The organism is Pseudomonas sp. 3296, assembly GCF_031456615.1.
Taxonomy (GTDB): domain Bacteria; phylum Pseudomonadota; class Gammaproteobacteria; order Pseudomonadales; family Pseudomonadaceae; genus Aquipseudomonas; species Aquipseudomonas mucoides.
Window position 1 is genome coordinate 620469 of record NZ_JAVDUY010000001.1, and the last position, 20501, is coordinate 640969.

The following is a 20501-nucleotide window of genomic DNA, read 5'->3' on the forward strand; positions in this document are numbered from 1 at the left end:
AAAGAGGAAGACAATCGAGGGTGTCGAAACGTGACCAAAACTGCTCAATGCGTCATATCTTAGCCGCAAGCCGATCAGAGCGAAATGCCCTTGTCAGAGCATCAGGCTCAAACTGCCGTCGCCAGATCCGGCTTATCGCCCATCAAGGGCGTCTGTTGATCACCCAACCACCGCGCCACCAACGGCCAGACCTCGGCTTGAGCCGCTTTGCTGACCAGCATCTCTACGTGGCCAAAATTATCGCCAAAGCCCTGTTCGCGGCCAAGGTTGATGAACTGCTTGTGCTCGGAACCGATCTGCTCGAACAATTTGCGGCACGCCCACGCCGGGTCCTGATGATCGCCAACAGCGCTCACGGCCAACACTGGCATCGCCACATTGGCCAATCCGGCCCACCAGTCTTTGTCGGCATCGCCAAAACGACCGAACAGTCCGTACCAACGCATGCTTTCCAGGGCCAGGCCAATCGGCTCGTCCTCCGGTCCGCGCTTGAGCCGTGATCCCGACAGTTGTGCAAAACGCTTGAGAATAAAGCGCCCGCTCCACTCCACCGGGGGAATCTTCAACGGCCAATAGGTGCGGCTGACTTGCGTGCCAAAAAACGCCGCAGACGCCACCACAGGCTCACCGATGTACTCACCACCCAATGCCGCCGCGAGCGTAATCCCGCCCAGCGAATGACCGATCCAGTGCGGGACCTGGCCACTTTGCTCACGCACGAACGCGCCAATGGCGGGCAGATCGTAACGCGCGTAGTCGGCGACACGGTTCTTGCGATAGTTCTGGTTACGCTGGGACAGGCCATGGCCGCGCATTTCGGGAATCCACACATCGAATCCCAGGCGCGTCAGATAGGCGCCCAACCCCAACCCTTTCGGGGAAAACCAGAAGCGGCGATTGGAGAAGCTGCCGTGCAACAGGATCACCGGCACGCCACGTACCGCTGGCTCATCAGCCATGCCCAACCGGGTGACGGCCAGCTCGACGCTGACGTCGGGACTGTTTGCCGGCTTCAAACGGTAAACATCTTCGCTCAGATCACCGCGCCGTTCGGCGCTGATCAGGGCGACAGGAAATAGGTTGCTGCTGCTTTGCATAATGCTCTTGCACAAAAAAGGGCGGCATCCAGAGGAGCCCGCCCTACTCAATTCTTAAAGCCCCGGCCACTTGACCGGGGCTTCATTCACATCACGCCGAAGCCTGGCCTTCAGCCAGGAAGAACCAGGTTTCCAGTACGGAGTCCGGGTTCAACGAAACGCTTTCAATGCCCTGTTCCATCAGCCACTTGGCCAGGTCCGGGTGGTCCGAAGGACCCTGACCGCAGATACCGATGTACTTGCCCGCCTTGTTGCACGCAGCAATGGCGTTCGCCAGCAGCTTCTTGACCGCCGGATTACGCTCGTCGAACAGGTGCGCGATGATCCCGGAGTCACGGTCCAGGCCCAGCGTCAGCTGAGTCAGGTCGTTGGAACCGATCGAGAAGCCGTCGAAGAATTCGAGGAACTCTTCAGCGAGGATCGCGTTGGATGGCAGTTCGCACATCATGATGATGCGCAGACCGTTTTCGCCGCGAGCCAGACCGTTTTCGGCCAGCAGATCAATCACCTGGCTGGCTTCGCCCAACGTACGGACGAACGGCACCATGATTTCGACGTTGGTCAGGCCCATCTCGTTGCGCACGCGCTTGAGGGCACGGCATTCGAGTTCGAAGCAGTCACGGAACGATTCGCTGATGTAACGCGAAGCACCCCGGAAGCCCAGCATCGGGTTTTCTTCTTCCGGCTCGTAGAGCTTGCCGCCGATCAGGTTCGCGTATTCGTTGGACTTGAAGTCCGACAGACGCACGATGACCTTTTTCGGTGTAAACGCTGCAGCCAGGGTACTGATGCCTTCGACCAGTTTGTCGACGTAGAAGTCGACCGGGTCGTTGTAACCGGCAATGCGCTTGTCGACGCTGTCCTTGATGTCCTGCGGCAGACCGTCGTAGTTCAACAGCGCTTTGGGGTGAACACCGATCATGCGGTTGATGATGAACTCCAGACGGGCCAGGCCCACACCGGCGTTCGGCAGCTGCGCGAAATCGAAGGCGCGGTCCGGGTTGCCGACGTTCATCATGATCTTGAACGGCAGGTCCGGCATGGCGTCGACGGAGTTCTTCTTGATGTCGAAGCCCAGTTCGCCTTCGAAGATGTAGCCGGTGTCCCCTTCAGCGCAGGAAACGGTCACACCCTGGCCATCCTTCAACAACTGGGTGGCGTTGCCGCAACCGACCACGGCCGGAATGCCCAGCTCGCGAGCGATGATCGCCGCGTGGCAGGTACGACCGCCACGGTTGGTGACGATGGCGCTGGCGCGCTTCATGACCGGTTCCCAGTCCGGGTCAGTCATGTCGGAGACCAGCACGTCGCCTGGCTGGACTTTGTCCATCTCGGACACGTCCTTGATGATGCGGACCTTGCCGGCGCCGATGCGCTGGCCGATGGCGCGACCTTCAACCAGCACAGTGCCGGTTTCTTTCAGCAGGTAACGCTCCATGACGTTGGCCTGGGTGCGGCTCTTCACGGTTTCAGGACGGGCCTGAACGATGTAGAGCTTGCCGTCGTCACCATCTTTGGCCCATTCGATGTCCATCGGGCACTGGTAGTGCTTCTCGATGATCATCGCTTGCTTGGCCAGTTCGCTGACTTCGGCGTCAGTCAGGCAGAAACGTGCGCGATCGGCCTTGTCGACGTCGATGGTCTTGACCGATTTACCGGCCGTGGCGACTTCGCCGTAGATCATCTTGATGGCTTTGCTGCCCAGGTTGCGGCGCAGGATGGCTGGGCGACCAGCGGCCAGCGTGCCTTTGTGCACATAGAACTCATCCGGGTTCACCGCGCCTTGTACGACGGTTTCACCCAGGCCATAGGCGCCGGTGATGAACACCACGTCACGGAAACCCGATTCGGTATCGAGGGTGAACATCACGCCGGCGGTGCCGGTTTCGGAGCGGACCATGCGCTGAACGCCAGCAGACAGGGCCACCAGCTTGTGGTCAAAACCCTGGTGCACGCGGTAGGAAATCGCACGGTCGTTGAACAGCGAAGCGAACACCTCTTTGGCGGCGCGAATGACGTTTTCGACACCACGGATGTTCAGGAAGGTTTCCTGCTGACCGGCGAAGGAAGCGTCCGGCAAGTCTTCGGCGGTAGCGGAAGAGCGCACGGCCACGGCCATGTCAGGGTTGCCGGCCGACAGCGTGGCGAACGCGGTGCGGATTTCGGCGTTGAGCTTCTCGGGGAACTCGGCCTCCATGATCCATTGACGAATCTGGGCACCGGTTCGGGCCAGGGCGTTGACATCGTCGACATCCAGGGCGTCGAGGGCGGCATGGATCTGATCGTTGAGACCGCTCAGTTCCAGAAAATCACGATAAGCCTGAGCTGTCGTGGCGAAGCCACCGGGCACCGATACACCGGCACCTGCGAGGTTACTGATCATCTCGCCCAGGGATGCGTTCTTGCCCCCCACATGCTCAACATCGTGTTTGCCGAGCTTATCGAGGGAAACTACGTACTCTACCAAGGTGATCTCTCCACTAACTGTGTTGGAAAAGCTCAGAAGCCGGCTGCTCGGGGGAGCGTTTACCAGCTGTATGGCCTGGACCTGGAAAATAAGTGAGAATGCGGGCCACTGGCGGCCGACAAACCGCGCCTATCATATCCAAGATTCGTCATTAGCTTAAGGCCCAAGGTGCAAATGAAACGATCTGCTTTCTTTATTTCCGACGGTACCGGCATCACGGCCGAAACCCTGGGTCAAAGCCTCCTGGCGCAGTTCGAAAACATTACCTTCAGCAAATTCACGCGACCGTACATCGACAACGTGGATAAAGCGCGGGCCATGGTACAACAAATCAACAAAGCCGCCGAAACCGACGGCTTCCGGCCGATTATTTTCGACACGATCGTCAATCAGGACATTCGTGAGATCCTCGCGACTTCCAATGGTTTCATGATCGACATTTTCTCGACCTTCCTGGCACCGCTTGAGCAGGAACTGACCGAGCATTCTTCCTACACCGTCGGCAAGTCCCACTCCATCGGTGCCAACACCAATTACATGGAACGCATCGAGGCGGTGAACTTCGCCCTCGACAACGATGACGGCGCCCGCACGCACTACTACGACAAGGCCGATTTGATCCTGGTCGGTGTGTCGCGCTGCGGGAAAACCCCGACCTGCCTGTACATGGCGATGCAATTCGGTATTCGCGCGGCCAACTATCCGCTGACCGAAGACGACATGGAACGCCTGACCCTGCCCAGCGCGCTGCGCGCCCACCAGCACAAGCTGTTTGGCCTGACGATCGACCCTGACCGCCTCACCGCGATCCGCAACGAGCGCAAGCCCAACAGCCGCTATTCGAGCTATGCCCAGTGCGAGTTTGAAGTACGCGAGGTGGAGAATCTGTTCCGTCGCGAGAACATTCCGCACATCAACTCCACGCATTTTTCGGTGGAAGAGATTTCGGCGAAGATTCTTGTTGAGAAGGGTGTGGAGCGGCGGTTCAAGTAGCCCCCCAGTGCCTGTCCTGTAGCCATCGCGGGCAAGCCACACCCCACAGGGGATCTTTGTCGTGCACAAACGTTGTGTTCACTGAAGATCCACTGTGGGAGCGTGGCTTGCCCGCGAGGAACGATTACGCGGTCTCGGCCAGCGCCCCGGCCAATGCTTCAAACCCTCGCAGCAACAACCGATCATCCCCCGCCGAATTGCACACACTCGCCCGAATGAACTGCGGCACCGCCCCATGCCCCACCGCAAACGCCTCGGCAGTCGCCACCCGATAATTATTCTCCTTGAGTTCCGCTGCAATCTGCGACGCTCGCCATGGCTCGGGCACTTCGATCCAGAAGTGCGGGCTGTGGGAATGAGTCTTGTAAACCAACCCATCCAGCAATCCCGCAACCAGTGACTTACGTCGCCTGATCTCGACCCTCTGCTGCCCCAACAACTGCTCGGCAACGCCGTTTTCGATCCACTGACTCGCCACTTCCAGCGTTAGCGGACTGGCCATCCAGCACGTCCCGCGCACGGCTGCGCTCAAGCGTCCGATCAACGGTTGCGGCGCATGCAGATAACCGACGCGCAAACCCGCAGAAACAGCCTTGCTCAAGCTGCCAATCAACACCGAACGCTCCGGGGAAAAATGGCTCAGGGGCAGCGGTCGCTGCGGCGCCAAAACCGCGTGAGCTTCATCCTCGAAAATCAGCAGATTGTGCTGTCGGCAGACCGCCGCAATGGCCTCGCGCCGTGGAACGGACATCACCGCTGCCGTAGGATTCTGGATCGTCGGCGTGCAATACAACGCCGACACACGATGGTTACGGCAAACGTCCTCCAGCGCATCTGGCATCAGCCCGTCATCATCCATCGCGACACCGATCAACTTGATCCCGAGCATGCGCGCGGCACTGATCAAACCCGGATATGTCAAATGTTCCGTGACCACGGTATCGCCCGCTTTGAGCAACGCCATCAAGGCACACAACAGACCGTGCTGACCGCCGTTGACGCAAACGATCTGCTCGGCATTCGGCTCGAATGCCTGGTGCCGCAACCAGTGCGCACCCGCTGCACGATGGCGCGGCAAACCGGCTTCGGCGGTGTAGCCGCTGAGGTGCTGCAACACCTGCGGATCAAGGGCCAACGCTTGCAGACTCTGACTCAAAAACAGCGCCTCCTGCCCCGGTATCGGCTGATTGCGGCTCATGTCAAAAAAGTCCTGCGGTTCTTCGCTGACATTGCGAAAGCCACCGTCACGCGGACGCTCCATTCCGCGCTGACGCACATAGGTGCCGTCACCCACACGAGCGACGACCAGGCCCACGCGTTCAAGCTCGCCATACGCGCGACTGATGGTCCCGATGGTCACGCCGAGGCTGTCCGCCAACAACCGATGAGGCGGCAACTTGCTGCCGGGTTCGATCACCCCTTCGGCGATGGCTTTTTCCACGGCATCCGCCAGACGCTTGTACTTCACGCCGACCCCACTGGCGAGGCCATCGCGCAGGATTGACACCATGGCAATACTTGCTTTGACAGTCATTGCTTCCCCGAATAGCGTGCTGAAAACAGGTGCAATCAGGGATAGACCTTTTGCGGTTGCAGGTCAATTCCGACGACAAGGGAGCCGAGTCATGTCCATCGCCATCAGTGCCACTTCAAGTGTTCGAAAACCCTGGCTGACCGCGCTGGTCACCAGCGTGCTGTTCCTCATCGTGTGCCTGAGCTGGGGCACGACGTGGCTGGGGATCAAGATTGCCGTCGAAACTGTGCCGCCGCTGACGGCTGCCGGCCTGCGCTTTTTGATCGCGTTTCCGTTGTTCCTCGGCTTCGCCCTGATGCGGCGTGAACCGCTGTTGTTTCCCAAGGAAAGCCGTTGGTTTTTTGTGTTCGTCACCCTGTCGTATTTCAGCTTGCCGTATTACTTGCTCAACTATGGCGAGATGCACGTTTCGTCCGGGCTGACAGCGCTGCTGTTCAGCTGCATGCCGGTGTTCATCCTGCTGTTTTCGGCGCTGTTTCTGTGCGAGAAAATCTACCCGTCGCAAGTGCTCGGTATCGCCATCGGCTTTGGCAGTCTGTTCATGATTATCCGCAGCCAGGGACTGCATCTGGACCATGCCGAATTGTTCGGGGTGTTGGCGATTTTCTGCGCGGCGGTGATGCATGCGTTGTGTTACGTGGTGACCAAAAAACACGGCACCGCGATCAGCGTGATCACCTACAACACCTTGCCCATCGGCATCGCCGGGGTGATGTTGTTTCTCGCCGGTTTGCAGGTTGAGGCGCCGATTTTTACCGCCATCAGCGCGCGGTCGTGGAGTGCCCTGCTCTATCTGGGGCTGGTCGCATCGGTGGGCGGATTCATCGTTTATTTCCTGCTGCTCAAACGCCTGAGCCCGATCATTTTGTCCTTCGTGTTCATCATCTTTCCGGTGTTCGCCGTGATCATCGGCGCCTGGTACGAGAGGCAACCCTTGTCCCAGGAACTGATGACGTATTCGGCGATTTTGCTGACCGGGTTTGCGATCACAAAATTGCCGATGGAAAAGTGGCTCAGAGCACGAACAGGTCCACGAATCGATTGACCGGCGTGGCTTCAAGGGCCGCCTGATCCGTGCACAATGCAACAATCTGCGCACTGCGCTGGGCGGTAAAACGCGTGGCCAGGTTGGCCTTGAACTTGTCTTCCAGCAGCGGGATTCCGTCAGCGCGACGACGGCGATGACCGATCGGATATTCGACCACCACGTTCTCGGTGCTGGAGCCATCCTTGAAGAACACTTGCACCGCATTGGCGATGGAGCGCTTGTCGGCTTCGAGGTATTCGCGGGTGAAGCGCGGGTCTTCGACGATGACCATTTTGTCGCGCAGCACATCGATAATCGGATGCGCCGAGTGGAAGTCGTCTTCGTAGTACTCCGCCACCAGATTGCCGAACGCCAGCGGCACGGCGGTCATGTACTGGATGCAGTGATCGCGATCCGCCGCATTGGCCAGCGGACCGACTTTGGAAATGATGCGGATCGCCGACTCGTGAGTGGTGATGACGATGCGGTCGATTTCATGCAGCCGATTACGAACGTGCGGGTGTAATGTCACGGCTGCTTCGCAGGCGGTTTGCGCATGAAACTCTGCAGGAAAACTGATTTTGAACAGCACGTTTTCCATTACATAACTGCCGTACGGCCGCGAGAAACTGAAGGCCCGTTTGTCTTCGGGCTTGAGCGCCAGATCGTTGTTGGTGTGGCTGAACAAGACGTCGTAAAAACCCCACTGTCTGGCCGTCAGCACACCGGGAATGCCCATCTCGCCACGCATGGCGATGTCTGCCAAGCGTACGCCGCGACTGGTCGCATCGCCGGCGGCCCAGGATTTGCGCGAGCCGGCATTTGGCGCATGCCGATAGGTGCGCAGCGCCTGGCCGTCGGCGAACGCATGGGACAACGCCGACAGCAACTGCTCGCGACTGGCGCCCATGAGTTTGGCGGTGACCGCCGTCGAGGCTACTTTCACCAGCATGACGTGATCGAGGCCGACGCGATTGAAGGAGTTTTCCAGGGCAATCACGCCTTGAATTTCGTGGGCCATGATCATCGCTTCGAGCACCGTGCGAACGGTCAGCGGCACCTCGCCATTGGCCAGGCGTTTTTGCGACAGGTGATCGGCCACCGCGAGAATGGCGCCGAGGTTGTCCGACGGATGCCCCCACTCGGCGGCGAGCCAGGTGTCGTTGTAATCAAGCCAGCGCACGATGCAGCCGATGTCCCACGCGGCTTTGACCGGATCAAGGCGATAGCTGGTGCCGGGCACGCGGGCACCGAACGGCACGACGGTGCCTTCGACGAGGGGCCCCAGGTGTTTGGTGCATTCGGGAAAGCGCAGCGCCAGCAGACCGCAACCCAACGTGTCCATCAGGCAGTTGCGGGCGGTGTCGAGGGCTTCTAGGGATTGGATGTTGAAGGTCAGGACGTAGTCGGCAATGTCCTGCAGGACACGGTCGTACTCGGGGCGAATGTTCTGGTCGACGTTGGCACTCATGTTCGATTCACTCGTGAAGTGGTTCGTTGATGGGACCTCGGTTCAGGGTAAATCTCAGTCTGATCGTTGAAGCGCAAATCTGTAGGAGCCGAGCTTGCTCGCGATAGCGGTGCCTCAGTTGACATTCATGTTGAAAGTCATTGCATCATCGCGAGCAAGCTTTGCTCCTACAGGGGTATGCGGGGTTAGAAAGAATCACCCGGCACGCGAACGTAACCTTCCATCAACACCCGCGCACTGCGGCTCATGATGGCTTTGTTCACGGTCCACTCACCGTTGACCAGGCTGGCTTCCGCCCCCACACGCAGCGTGCCGGATGGATGGCCGAAACGTACTGCATTGCGTTCGACACCGCCCGCCGCGAGGTTCACCAACGTACCGGTAATCGCCGCTGCCGTGCCGATCGCCACCGCCGCCGTACCCATCATCGCGTGGTGCAATTTACCCATCGACAACGCCCGAACCAGCAGGTCAACGTCCGCTGCCGCAATGGCTTTGCCGCTGGACGACACGTAATCCGCTGGCTTGGCCACGAAGGCCACTTTCGGGGTGTGTTGACGTTTGGCCGCTTCGTCGATATTCGAGATCAGGCCCATGCGCAGTGCGCCGTAAGCACGGATGGTTTCGAACATCAGCAGCGCTTTCGGGTCGCCGTTGATCGCACCCTGCAACTCGGTGCCGGTGTAACCGATGTCTTCGGCATTGACGAAAATCGTCGGGATGCCGGCATTGATCATGGTCGCCTTGAAGGTGCCGACGCCGGGTACTTCGAGGTCGTCCACCAGGTTGCCGGTAGGGAACATCGAACCACCGCCACCCTCTTCTTCCGCCGCCGGCTCCATGAATTCGACCTGCACTTCGGCGGCCGGGAACGTCACGCCATCGAGTTCGAAATCACCGGTTTCCTGCACTTCACCGTTGGTGATCGGCACGTGGGCGATGATGGTCTTGCCGATGTTGGCCTGCCACACGCGAACCACGGCCACGCCGTTGTGCGGAATGCGGCTGGCGTCGACCAGACCGTTGCTGATCGCGAACGAACCGACCGCTGCCGACAGGTTGCCGCAGTTGCCGCTCCAATCCACGAAAGGCTTGTCGATGGACACCTGACCGAACAGGTAATCGACGTCGTGATCGGCCTTGAGGCTTTTCGACAGGATCACGGTTTTGCTGGTGCTGGAGGTCGCACCGCCCATGCCGTCGATTTGCTTGTCGTACGGGTCGGGGCTGCCGATCACGCGCAGCAACAAAGCGTCGCGGGCCGGACCTGGAATTTGTGCCGCTTCAGGCAAGTCTTTGAGGCTGAAAAACACGCCTTTGCTGGTGCCGCCACGCATGTAGGTGGCAGGGATTTTGATCTGAGCTGCGTGAGCCATGTGCTCGTTACTCCTTACCTTGAAACAGACACGGGACTTGAAGTCCCGTGCCTGTATAGCGTGTGTCAGACGGCGACTGCCGACTCTTCGAGGAAGTCCTGGGCGAAGCGTTGCAACACGCCGCCGGCTTCGTAGATCGACACTTCTTCGGCGGTGTCGAGACGGCACATCACCGGCACTTCGACGCGTTCGCCGTTCTTGCGATGGATCACCAGCGTCAGCTCGGCGCGCGGTGTGCGCTCGCCGATCACGTCGTAGGTTTCACTGCCGTCGATGGCCAGGGTATGACGGTTGGTGCCAGCCTTGAACTCCAGCGGCAACACGCCCATGCCCACCAGGTTGGTGCGGTGAATGCGCTCGAAACCTTCGGCGGCAATCGCTTCCACACCCGCCAGACGCACGCCCTTGGCCGCCCAGTCGCGGGATGAACCCTGACCGTAATCGGCGCCGGCAATGATGATCAGCGGCTGCTTGCGTTCCATGTAGGTTTCAATGGCTTCCCACATGCGCATCACTTTGCCTTCCGGCTCGACGCGCGCCAGCGAACCCTGTTTGACCTTGCCGTTTTCCAGAACCATTTCGTTGAACAGTTTCGGGTTGGCAAAGGTGGCGCGTTGTGCAGTCAGGTGGTCACCACGGTGAGTCGCGTAAGAGTTGAAGTCCTCTTCCGGCAGGCCCATTTTCGCCAGGTATTCGCCGGCGGCGCTGTCCAGCATGATCGCGTTCGATGGCGACAGGTGATCGGTGGTGATGTTGTCCGGCAGCACCGCCAACGGGCGCATACCCTTGAGCGGACGGGCCCCGGCCAACGCGCCTTCCCAGTACGGCGGACGGCGGATGTAGGTGCTCATCTCGCGCCAGTCGTACAGCGGCGCTACTTTCGGGCCGGTGTCTTCGTGGATGGCGAACATCGGGATGTAGACCTGACGGAACTGCTCAGGCTTCACCGAGGCCTTGACCACGGCGTCGATTTCTTCGTCGCTCGGCCAGATGTCTTTCAGGCGGATTTCCTTGCCATCGACCACGGCCAGCACATCTTTTTCGATGTCGAAACGGATGGTCCCGGCGATGGCGTAAGCGACCACCAGTGGCGGCGAAGCGAGGAACGCTTGCTTGGCGTACGGGTGAATCCGCCCGTCGAAGTTGCGGTTACCGGACAGCACGGCAGTGGCGTACAGGTCGCGGTCGATGATCTCTTGCTGGATCACCGGGTCCAGTGCGCCGGACATGCCGTTGCACGTGGTGCAGGCGAAGGCGACGACGCCGAAACCGAGCTGTTCCAGCTCATCGGTCAGACCGGCTTCATCCAGGTACAGCGCGACGGTTTTCGAACCCGGTGCCAGGGACGATTTGACCCATGGCTTGCGGGTCAGGCCGAGCTTGTTGGCGTTGCGCGCCAGCAGGCCCGCAGCGATCACGTTGCGCGGGTTGCTGGTGTTGGTGCAGCTGGTGATGGCAGCGATGATCACGGCGCCATCCGGCATTTGGCCAGGCACGTCATCCCACTTGCCGGAGATGCCTTTGGCGGCCAGATCGGAAACCGCGACACGGGCGTGCGGGTTGCTCGGGCCAGCCATGTTGCGCACCACGGTGGACAGGTCGAAGGTCAAGCCGCGCTCGTATTGCGCGCCCTTCAAGCTGTCGGCCCACAGGCCGGTGGTCTTGGCATATTGCTCCACAAGCTGCACTTGATCGTCTTCACGACCGGTGAGCTTGAGGTAGTCGATGGTCTGCTGGTCAATGTAGAACATCGCGGCAGTAGCGCCGTATTCCGGAGCCATGTTGGAGATGGTTGCGCGGTCCCCGAGGGTCAGCGCAGCGGCGCCTTCACCGAAGAACTCCAGCCATGCGCCCACCACTTTTTGCTTGCGCAGGAACTCGGTCAGCGCCAGCACCATGTCGGTGGCGGTGATGCCCGGTTGCAGCTTGCCGGTCAGTTCGACGCCGACGCTTTCTGGCAGACGCATCCAGGAAGCACGACCGAGCATCACGCTCTCGGCTTCGAGACCACCCACGCCGATGGCGATCACGCCCAATGCATCAACGTGCGGGGTGTGGCTGTCGGTGCCGACGCAGGTGTCGGGGAACGCCACGCCGTCACGGACCTGGATCACCGGAGACATTTTCTCCAGGTTGATCTGGTGCATGATGCCGTTGCCTGGCGGGATCACGTCGACGTTCTTGAACGCCTTCTTGGTCCAGTTGATGAAGTGGAAACGGTCTTCGTTGCGCCGGTCTTCGATGGCGCGGTTCTTCTCGAACGCCTCAGGATCAAAACCACCGCGTTCGACGGCCAGGGAGTGATCGACGATCAATTGCGTCGGCACCACCGGGTTCACTTGCGCCGGGTCGCCGCCTTGCAGGGCGATGGCGTCACGCAGGCCGGCGAGGTCGACCAGCGCGGTCTGACCGAGAATGTCGTGGCACACCACACGGGCCGGGAACCACGGGAAATCGAGGTCGCGTTTGCGTTCGATGAATTGCTTCAGGGATTCGGTGAGCGTGGCCGGGTCGCAGCGACGCACAAGGTTTTCCGCCAGCACCCGGGAGGTGTACGGCAGGGTGTCGTAGGCGCCAGGTTGAATGGCTTCGACAGCCGCGCGGACGTCGAAGTAATCCAGATGGCTGCCGGGCAGCTGTTTGCGAAATTCTGTGTTCATCGTCAGGACTCGGTCACGGTAATTACAAAGGATGGGGCCTGGCATTGCATTGAAACCGATCCCCTGTAGAAGCCGAGCTTGCTGGCGATGGCGGTGTATCAATCGACATCAAAGTTGAATGTCAGACCGTCATCGCGAGCAAGCTCGGCTCCTACAGGTTCCCGATTAGCCAGCCCCCACCATTCAGCGTTGTTCGATTGGCACGAACTTGCGCTGCTCAACGCCGACGTACTCGGCGCTCGGGCGGATGATGCGGTTGTTGGCGCGTTGTTCGAACACGTGGGCGGCCCAGCCGGTCAGGCGCGAGCAGACGAAAATCGGTGTGAACAACTTGGTCGGGATGCCCATGAAGTGGTACGCCGAGGCATGGTAGAAGTCGGCGTTCGGGAACAGTTTCTTTTGCTCCCACATGGTCTTGTCGATGGCTTCGGAAACCGGGAACAACACCTTGTCGCCCACTTCGTCAGCGAGTTTTTTCGACCAGCCCTTGATCACTTCATTGCGCGGATCGTTGTCTTTGTAGATCGCGTGACCGAAGCCCATGATCTTGTCTTTGCGCTCGAGCATGCCGAGGGTGCCTTCGATCGCCGCTTGCGGCGAGCTGAAGCGCTCGATCATTTCCATTGCCGCTTCGTTGGCGCCGCCGTGCAGTGGGCCGCGCAGCGAACCGATGGCAGCCGTGATGCAGGAGAACAGATCCGACAGCGTGGAGGCGCAAACACGTGCGGTGAAGGTCGACGCGTTGAACTCGTGCTCTGCGTAGAGGATCAGCGAAACGTTCATCACCTTGACGTGCAACTCGCTTGGCTTCTCGCCGTGCAGCAGGTGCAGGAAATGACCGCCGATGGTCGGCTCGTCAGTCACGCAGTTGATGCGCTTGCCGTCGTGGCTGAAGCGATACCAGTAGGTCATGATCGCCGGGAACGCGGCCAGCAGACGGTCGGTCTTGTCGTGTTGCTCGGAGAAGTTGTTCTCCGGCTCCAGGTTGCCCAGGAACGAGCAGCCGGTACGCATCACGTCCATCGGGTGGGCGTCGGCGGGGATGCGTTCCAGTACTTCTTTCAACGCTTGTGGCAGGTCACGCAGCTTGCTCAGCTTGCTGACGTAGGCATCCAGTTGCGCTTTGCTCGGCAGTTCGCCGTACAGCAGCAGGTAGGCGACTTCTTCGAACTGCGCGTCAGCCGCCAGTTCGCGAACGTCGTAGCCACGATAGGTCAGGCCTGCGCCCGATTGCCCCACGGTGGACAGTGCGGTTTGCCCGGCAACCTGACCACGGAGCCCGGCGCCACTGAGTACTTTTGCTTCGGCCATTTCTGCCTCCAGTTTCTTGAATTTATTAGGGAGTTATTCGACTTACTTTTTCGCGGCGAACAACGCATCGAGCTTCTGCTCGAAGGTGTGGTAGTCGATGCGATCGTAAAGCTCCATGCGGGTCTGCATGGTGTCGATGACGTTCTGTTGCGTGCCGTCGCGGCGGATGGCGGTGTAGACGTTTTCCGCGGCTTTGTTCATGGCGCGAAAAGCGGACAGCGGGTACAGCACCAGCGATACATCGGCACCGGCGAGTTGCTCGGTGGTGTACAGCGGTGTTGCGCCGAATTCGGTGATGTTGGCCAGGATCGGCGCTTTCACACGGCTGGCGAACAGCTTGTACATGTCCAGTTCAGTGATGGCTTCCGGGAAGATCATGTCGGCGCCGGCCTCGATGCACGCAGCGGCGCGATCCAGGGCAGATTCCAGACCTTCGACCGCCAGGGCGTCGGTACGCGCCATGATCACGAAGCTGTCATCGGTACGCGCATCCACCGCGGCTTTAATGCGGTCGACCATTTCCTGCAGCGAGACGATTTCTTTGTTCGGACGGTGGCCGCAACGCTTGGCGCCGACCTGGTCTTCGATGTGAACGGCGGCAGCGCCGAACTTGATCATCGATTTCACGGTACGGGCGACGTTGAACGCCGAGGAACCGAAACCGGTATCCACGTCCACCAGCAACGGCAGGTCGCAAACATCGGTAATGCGACGCACGTCGGTCAGCACGTCATCCAGGCCAGTGATGCCCAGGTCCGGCACGCCGAGGGAGCCCGCGGCCACACCGCCACCGGACAGGTAAATCGCCTTGAAACCGGCGCGCTTGGCCAGCAGCGCGTGGTTGGCGTTGATCGCGCCGACCACTTGCAATGGATGCTCGCTGGCGACCGCATCGCGGAAACGCTGGCCTGGAGTGCTCTTGTTCAAACTCATGACTCACCTCGTTTGGCTGTCGGGTTAGCGCCGTCCTGGTAATGACGGGCGATATTGCGTTTGGAGGCGCCGATGTGGCGGCGCATCAACAACTCGGCCAGTTCACCGTCACGGTCGGCGATGGCATCGAGAATTCGGTGGTGCTCGGCAAATGCCTGGTGTGGGCGATTGGGCGTGGTGGAAAACTGGATGCGGTACATGCGCACCAGTTGATACAGCTCGCCGCAAAGCATTTGCGTCAGGGTGCGGTTACCGCTGCCCTGGATAATCCGGTAGTGGAAGTCGAAATCACCTTCCTGCTGGTAGTAGCCTCGGCCAGCCTGGAACGCTTCGTCACGCTCGTGGGTTTCGAGGACGCGGCGCAGTTCGTCGATTTCTTCGAGCGTCATGCGCTCGGCGGCCAGGCGGCAGGCCATGCCTTCAAGGGATTCACGGATTTCGTAGAGCTCAAGCAGCTCGGCATGATTGAGCGAGACCACCCGTGCCCCGACATGCGGAATGCGCACCAGCAGGCGCTGACCTTCCAGGCGGTGGATCGCTTCACGCAGCGGCCCGCGGCTGATGCCGTAGGTGCGCGCCAGCTCTGGCTCGGAGATCTTGCTGCCCGGGGCGATCTCGCCCTTGACGATGGCCGCCTGAATACGCCGGAAGACGTTTTCGGAAAGTGTCTCCGAATCGTCTTGAGTAATGAGCGGGGGATCCAGTTGATCCAACATATTGTCGACACCTTGAAAGCTGATGCCGCAAAAACTAGCGAAAACAGGCGCCACAGTCAAAGGATAATTCGATATTGTCGACAATCGTCTAATAACCCGCCGCACCATAACAAAGCAGCACAGTGGTTTATAGCCGCCCGCCAGCGGTGGCGCCAGCAAACCACCGTGCTAGAATGCCGCCCGCATTTGTTTGTGACATCTGCACTGTTTGTCACAAATAGCTGATAGGCATACGAGGGAGCTTGCGCAGCAATGCCAGGGCCTTGAATCGACGTACGGACCGCTGCGCGCCAGGATTTATGAGACTCAAGCCCTTCCCGACATTCCTTTATCTACTGTGTCTGCCCGGTTTTGCCGCGGCGGGGGAAAAGACGGTGTACGGCCTCAACGAGTACGCCTCCCTGGATGGCATCGACCTGGAAGTCGCGGCCAAGCTCGACACCGGGGCGAAAACTGCCTCACTGAGTGCCCGCGACATCAAACGCTTCAAACGCAACGGCGAGTCCTGGGTACGCTTTTACCTGGCCATCGACGCCGCCCATTCGCACCCGATCGAACGGCCGCTGGCCCGTGTCAGCAAGATAAAGCGCCGGGCCGGTGACTACGACCCGGAAGAAGGCAAGAAGTACACGGCCCGCCCGGTAATCGAGCTGGACATCTGCATGGGCTCGGCATTACGCAGCATCGAAGTGAACCTGACCGACCGCAGCGCCTTCCAATACCCGCTGTTGATCGGCTCCGAAGCGCTCAAACGCTTCGACGCGCTGGTCGACCCCAGTCTTAAATACGCTGCTGGCAAACCCGCCTGCGCTACCGACGCTCATACCGCAGAGTAATTCCAATGCGCTCTCTTAACCTCCATCTGAAAATGCTGATCGCCATCCTGGTGGTGCTGGGCATTTCAGTTACGGCCTATCAGATCTTCGTGCTCGGCATTCCCGTGACCGAAGACGCCACCGACGACTTGTGGAACATCGACGCGAAGGTCGAGTTCGTCGCCAGTGCCAAGGACCCGGTCAAGATCCAGATGTTCGTGCCGCCACTGAGCCGCGACTTCGTCAGCCTCAACGAGAGTTTCATCTCCAATAACTACGGCGTGGCAGTGAATCGGGTCGACGGCAACCGCAAGGTCACCTGGTCGGCGCGTCGTGCCAAAGGCAATCAAACCCTTTATTACCGCCTGGTGCTGACCAAGCGTTACTCCGGCGAAAAATCCAAGGTCAAAGGCCCGACCTTCCGTGACAGTATCGCCGTCGAAGGCCCGGAAAAAATCGCCGCCGAAGCTCTGCTCGCACCGATTCGCCAGCACTCGGCTGACGTCGAGACCTTCATTGGCGAAGCGATCAAGCGGGTCAACAATCTAAGCGACGACAATGTGAAACTGTTGCTGGCCGGCGATCCGTCCACTGCGAACAAAGCCAAAATCGTCGAACTGGTCCTGTCCATCGCCCATGTGCCGGTGGAAAAGGTCCACACCATTCGTCTGGTGGCCGACCAGCCGCAACTGCCTGAACTCTGGTTGCGCAGTTTCAACGGCACTGACTGGCTGTACTTCAACCCGGAAACCGGTGAGCAAGGCCTGCCGACCGACCGCCTGCTGTGGTGGACCGGCGACGAAAACCTGATCACCGTCGATGGCGGCAAAAAAGCCAACGTGACCTTCAGCCTCAACAACAGCGAAATGAACGCCATTCGCCTGGCCAAGCTGACCGACGAAAACACCGACGCCAACTTCCTCGAATACTCGCTGTACGGCTTGCCGCTGCAAACCCAGCAGACGTTCATGATCATGGTGATGATCCCGATTGGCGTGCTGGTGATCCTGATCCTGCGCAACCTGATCGGCATCCAGACCCTCGGCACCTTCACCCCGGTGCTGATCGCCCTCGCCTTCCGCGAAACCGGGCTCGGCTTCGGCATCGTGCTGTTCACGATCATCACCGCGCTGGGGCTGTCGCTGCGTTCCTACCTTGAACACCTGAAGCTGCAAATGCTGCCAAGGCTGTCGGTGGTGCTGACCTTCGTGGTCGTGCTGATCGCGGCGATCAGCCTGTTCAGCCATAAACTTGGCCTCGAACGCGGGCTGTCGGTGGCGCTGTTCCCGATGGTGATCCTGACCATGACCATCGAACGCCTGTCGATTACCTGGGAAGAACGCGGTTCGGGCCATGCCATGAAAGTGGCGATCGGCACCCTGTTTGCCGCGTCCCTGGCGCACTTGATCATGACCGTGCCGGAGCTGGTGTACTTCGTGTTCACGTTCCCGGCGATCCTGTTGATCCTGGTGGGCTTCATGCTGGCGATGGGTCGCTATCGCGGCTACCGCCTGACCGAACTGGTACGATTCAAGGCGTTCCTGAAGGCTGACGTCTGATGTTCGGTTTCTGGAAGACCTGGAAGGCCTTGGAAGCCCGGGGCATCATGGGCATCAACCGGCGTAACGCCGACTACGTGCTCAAGTACAACAAGCGCAGCCTGTACCCGATTGTCGATGACAAGATCATCACCAAGGAGCGCGCCATTGCCGCCGGCATTCATGTGCCTGAATTGTATGGCGTGATCTCCACCGAGAAGGAAATCGACAACCTCGACTCCATCATCGGCGACCGTACCGACTTCGTGATAAAACCCGCGCAGGGCGCTGGCGGCGACGGCATCATTGTGGTCGCCGACCGTTTCGAGGGCCGCTATCGCACGGTGTCCGGCAAGATCATCAGCCATGAGGAAATCGAGCACCATGTCTCCAGTATCCTCACCGGCCTGTATTCCCTGGGTGGTCATCGCGACCGCGCGCTGATCGAATACCGGGTGATCCCGGACCAGATCTTCAAGAGCATCAGCTATGAAGGCGTGCCGGACATTCGCATCATCGTGCTGATGGGGTATCCAGTGATGGCCATGCTGCGCCTGCCGACCCGGCAATCCGGCGGCAAGGCCAACCTGCACCAGGGTGCCATCGGCGTCGGTGTCGACCTCGCGACCGGGGAAACATTGCGCGGCACCTGGCTGAACAACATCATCACCAAACACCCCGACACCACCAACGCCGTCGATGGCGTGCAACTGCCCTACTGGGACGGTTTCATGAAACTCGCGGCCGGCTGTTATGAGCTGTGCGGGTTGGGTTACATCGGCGTTGATATGGTCCTGGACCAGGAAAAAGGCCCGTTGATCCTCGAGCTCAATGCCCGGCCTGGGTTGAACATCCAGATCGCCAACGATTGCGGGCTGACCTTGCGTACACATGCGGTTGAAGCGCGGTTGGAAGAGTTGAAGGCTCGCGGGGTTACCGAGACGGTGAAAGAGCGCGTGGAGTTTGTTCAGGAGATGTTTGGGCATATTCCGGCGGTTGAGGGCTGATCTGAAACCGAGTCGCGGCCATCGCGAGCTTGCTCGCGATGGCGGACTGACAGTCACTAAAGCACTCAACTTGCCAATCCCCGACATCCCCTCTAGGAGCAAATCCTGCAGAGGACTACAATCGCCACCCCGCCTCGATGGCTGACCCGCCCCGCCCATGTTGACCTGTTCCGTACACCCGCTCCCTTATCGCGCCAACCCCGCCGACTACTTCGCGGCGATTCGTCACGCGCCCGGCGCCGTGCTGCTCGACAGTGGCCGGCCAAGTGCCGAGCGTGGGCGTTTTGATTTGCTCAGCGCCTGGCCGCTGGCGCAATTGGCTGTATTGCCCGACGAAAGCGGCAGCGATTTCCTGCAACGCCTGCGCGAAAACCTGACACGACTCGGTAAAGCGCAAGTGCCTGATGAACTGCCCTTCGCCGGCGGCCTGATCGGTTACCTGAGCTACGACTTCGGTCGGCACCTGGAAAACCTGCCGAGCCAGGCGCAAGACGACCTGCAATTGCCCGATGCGCGTTTCGGGTTATATGACTGGGCCTTGATCAGCGATCACCACGTGAAGACCAGCCAACTGGTGTTTCACCCATCATTGGTCAATAGCGAACGCCAACGTCTGATCACACTGTTCAGTCAGCCGCCGGCCGAAACCCTTGAACCTTTCACCCTGAAAGCGCCGATGCGTGCCGACCTGAGCGCCGACCAGTATCGCCAGGCGCTGGAACGCATTCAGAACTACATCCAGGCCGGTGACTGCTACCAGGTCAACTTCGCCCAGCGCTTCCGGGCGGAGTGCCAAGGCGATCCATGGGCAGCGTACGTCGCGTTGCGCGCCGCATGCCCGACGCCATTTTCCGGTTTCCAGAGCCTGCCCGAGGGCGGCGCGGTGCTGAGCCTGTCGCCGGAGCGCTTCGTCAAAGTCAGCGAACGGCAGGTGGAAACCCGTCCGATCAAAGGCACCCGCCCTCGCGGCCTGACCGCTGCCGAAGACGCGGCGAATGCCGCCGAACTGCTGGCCAGCCCCAAGGATCGCGCGGAAAACCTGATGATTGTCGACCTGCTGCGCAATGACCTCGGGCGCACCTGCCGCATTGGTTCGGTGCGAGTGCCGGAGTTGTTCAGCCTGGAAAGCTATCCGAACGTGCATCATCTGGTGAGCAGCGTGACCGGTGAACTGGCGGATGACCGCGATGCGCTGGACCTGATCGCCGGCAGCTTCCCCGGCGGCTCGATCACTGGTGCGCCGAAGATTCGGGCGATGCAGATTATTGATGAGCTGGAGCCGACCCGGCGCGGATTGTACTGCGGGTCATTGCTGTATCTGGATGTGCGCGGCGAGATGGACAGCTCCATCGCAATTCGCAGCTTGCTGGTCAAGGATGGGCAAGTGTGTTGTTGGGGCGGTGGCGGAATCGTCGCCGATTCCGAGTGGCAGGCCGAGTATCAGGAATCGATAACCAAGGTCAAAGTCCTGCTCGATACCCTGCAAAACCTTTAAAAGCATCGTTGGAACGCCGCCCGGACCAAGCCCGGCTCCCACAGGCTTAGTGCAATACCTG

At 60.0% G+C, this 20501-nt stretch carries 15 protein-coding genes; 6 read left to right on the top strand and 9 right to left on the bottom strand.

Going from position 1 to position 20501, the window contains the following annotated elements; genetic code table 11:
- Positions 1–107 precede the first annotated feature (107 nt).
- Positions 108–1097, bottom strand: a complete 990-nt coding sequence (locus J2X66_RS02960) for an alpha/beta fold hydrolase (protein WP_027922554.1) — start codon at positions 1095–1097, stop codon at positions 108–110.
- 91 nt (positions 1098–1188) lie between these two features.
- The gene (gene ppsA / locus J2X66_RS02965; RefSeq protein ID WP_027922553.1) at positions 1189–3564 is read right to left on the bottom strand and encodes a phosphoenolpyruvate synthase; all 2376 of its coding nucleotides are present in this window, start codon (positions 3562–3564) and stop codon (positions 1189–1191) included.
- Between the two features lie 174 nt (positions 3565–3738).
- Between ppsA and J2X66_RS02970 the strand changes: the two genes are divergently transcribed.
- The gene (locus J2X66_RS02970) at positions 3739–4557 is read left to right on the top strand and encodes a pyruvate, water dikinase regulatory protein (RefSeq protein ID WP_027922552.1); all 819 of its coding nucleotides are present in this window, start codon (positions 3739–3741) and stop codon (positions 4555–4557) included.
- A gap of 124 nt (positions 4558–4681) precedes the next feature.
- Here the strand turns inward: J2X66_RS02970 and J2X66_RS02975 are convergent, their stop codons facing one another.
- Positions 4682–6091 (bottom strand): PLP-dependent aminotransferase family protein, encoded by a 1410-nt coding sequence (locus J2X66_RS02975; RefSeq protein WP_310260647.1) that lies wholly within the window; start codon positions 6089–6091, stop codon positions 4682–4684.
- 91 nt (positions 6092–6182) lie between these two features.
- Here J2X66_RS02975 and J2X66_RS02980 point away from each other — a divergent pair, with 91 nt between their 5' ends.
- Positions 6183–7136, top strand: a complete 954-nt coding sequence (locus tag J2X66_RS02980; RefSeq protein ID WP_310260651.1) for an EamA family transporter — start codon at positions 6183–6185, stop codon at positions 7134–7136.
- Here J2X66_RS02980 and prpD read toward each other — a convergent pair.
- The 6 genes from prpD to J2X66_RS03010 all read right to left on the bottom strand — a co-directional run bounded on the left by prpD (position 7105) and on the right by J2X66_RS03010 (position 15582).
- Positions 7105–8589 carry a 2-methylcitrate dehydratase gene (prpD, locus tag J2X66_RS02985; protein WP_310260653.1) on the bottom strand — a complete coding sequence of 495 codons (1485 nt, stop codon included), beginning with the start codon at positions 8587–8589 and terminating at the stop codon, positions 7105–7107. The genes J2X66_RS02980 and prpD overlap by 32 nt on opposite strands.
- A gap of 185 nt (positions 8590–8774) precedes the next feature.
- Positions 8775–9965 (bottom strand): 2-methylaconitate cis-trans isomerase PrpF, encoded by a 1191-nt coding sequence (gene prpF / locus J2X66_RS02990; protein ID WP_310260656.1) that lies wholly within the window; start codon positions 9963–9965, stop codon positions 8775–8777.
- 65 nt (positions 9966–10030) lie between these two features.
- Positions 10031–12625 carry a Fe/S-dependent 2-methylisocitrate dehydratase AcnD gene (gene acnD, locus J2X66_RS02995; protein ID WP_310260659.1) on the bottom strand — a complete coding sequence of 865 codons (2595 nt, stop codon included), beginning with the start codon at positions 12623–12625 and terminating at the stop codon, positions 10031–10033.
- A 183-nt stretch (positions 12626–12808) separates the two neighbouring features.
- On the bottom strand, positions 12809–13936 hold the full coding sequence (gene prpC / locus J2X66_RS03000) for a 2-methylcitrate synthase (protein WP_027922546.1): 1128 nt from the start codon (positions 13934–13936) through the stop codon (positions 12809–12811).
- Positions 13937–13978: 42 nt separating this feature from the next.
- The gene (prpB, locus tag J2X66_RS03005; protein WP_027922545.1) at positions 13979–14869 is read right to left on the bottom strand and encodes a methylisocitrate lyase; all 891 of its coding nucleotides are present in this window, start codon (positions 14867–14869) and stop codon (positions 13979–13981) included.
- On the bottom strand, positions 14866–15582 hold the full coding sequence (locus tag J2X66_RS03010) for a GntR family transcriptional regulator (protein ID WP_172825947.1): 717 nt from the start codon (positions 15580–15582) through the stop codon (positions 14866–14868). Before J2X66_RS03010 ends, prpB begins: the two co-directional genes overlap by 4 nt.
- A gap of 302 nt (positions 15583–15884) precedes the next feature.
- Here J2X66_RS03010 and J2X66_RS03015 point away from each other — a divergent pair, with 302 nt between their 5' ends.
- The 4 genes from J2X66_RS03015 to pabB all read left to right on the top strand — a co-directional run bounded on the left by J2X66_RS03015 (position 15885) and on the right by pabB (position 20440).
- A complete protein-coding gene (locus J2X66_RS03015; RefSeq protein ID WP_046047911.1) occupies positions 15885–16421 on the top strand; it encodes an ATP-dependent zinc protease in 537 nt (178 codons plus the stop codon).
- A 5-nt stretch (positions 16422–16426) separates the two neighbouring features.
- A complete protein-coding gene (locus J2X66_RS03020; RefSeq protein ID WP_027922542.1) occupies positions 16427–17959 on the top strand; it encodes an inactive transglutaminase family protein in 1533 nt (510 codons plus the stop codon).
- Positions 17959–18945, top strand: a complete 987-nt coding sequence (locus J2X66_RS03025; RefSeq protein WP_310260663.1) for an alpha-L-glutamate ligase-like protein — start codon at positions 17959–17961, stop codon at positions 18943–18945. Before J2X66_RS03020 ends, J2X66_RS03025 begins: the two co-directional genes overlap by 1 nt.
- A 157-nt stretch (positions 18946–19102) precedes the next feature.
- Positions 19103–20440, top strand: a complete 1338-nt coding sequence (gene pabB, locus J2X66_RS03030) for an aminodeoxychorismate synthase component I (protein WP_027922540.1) — start codon at positions 19103–19105, stop codon at positions 20438–20440.
- Positions 20441–20501 lie beyond the last annotated feature (61 nt).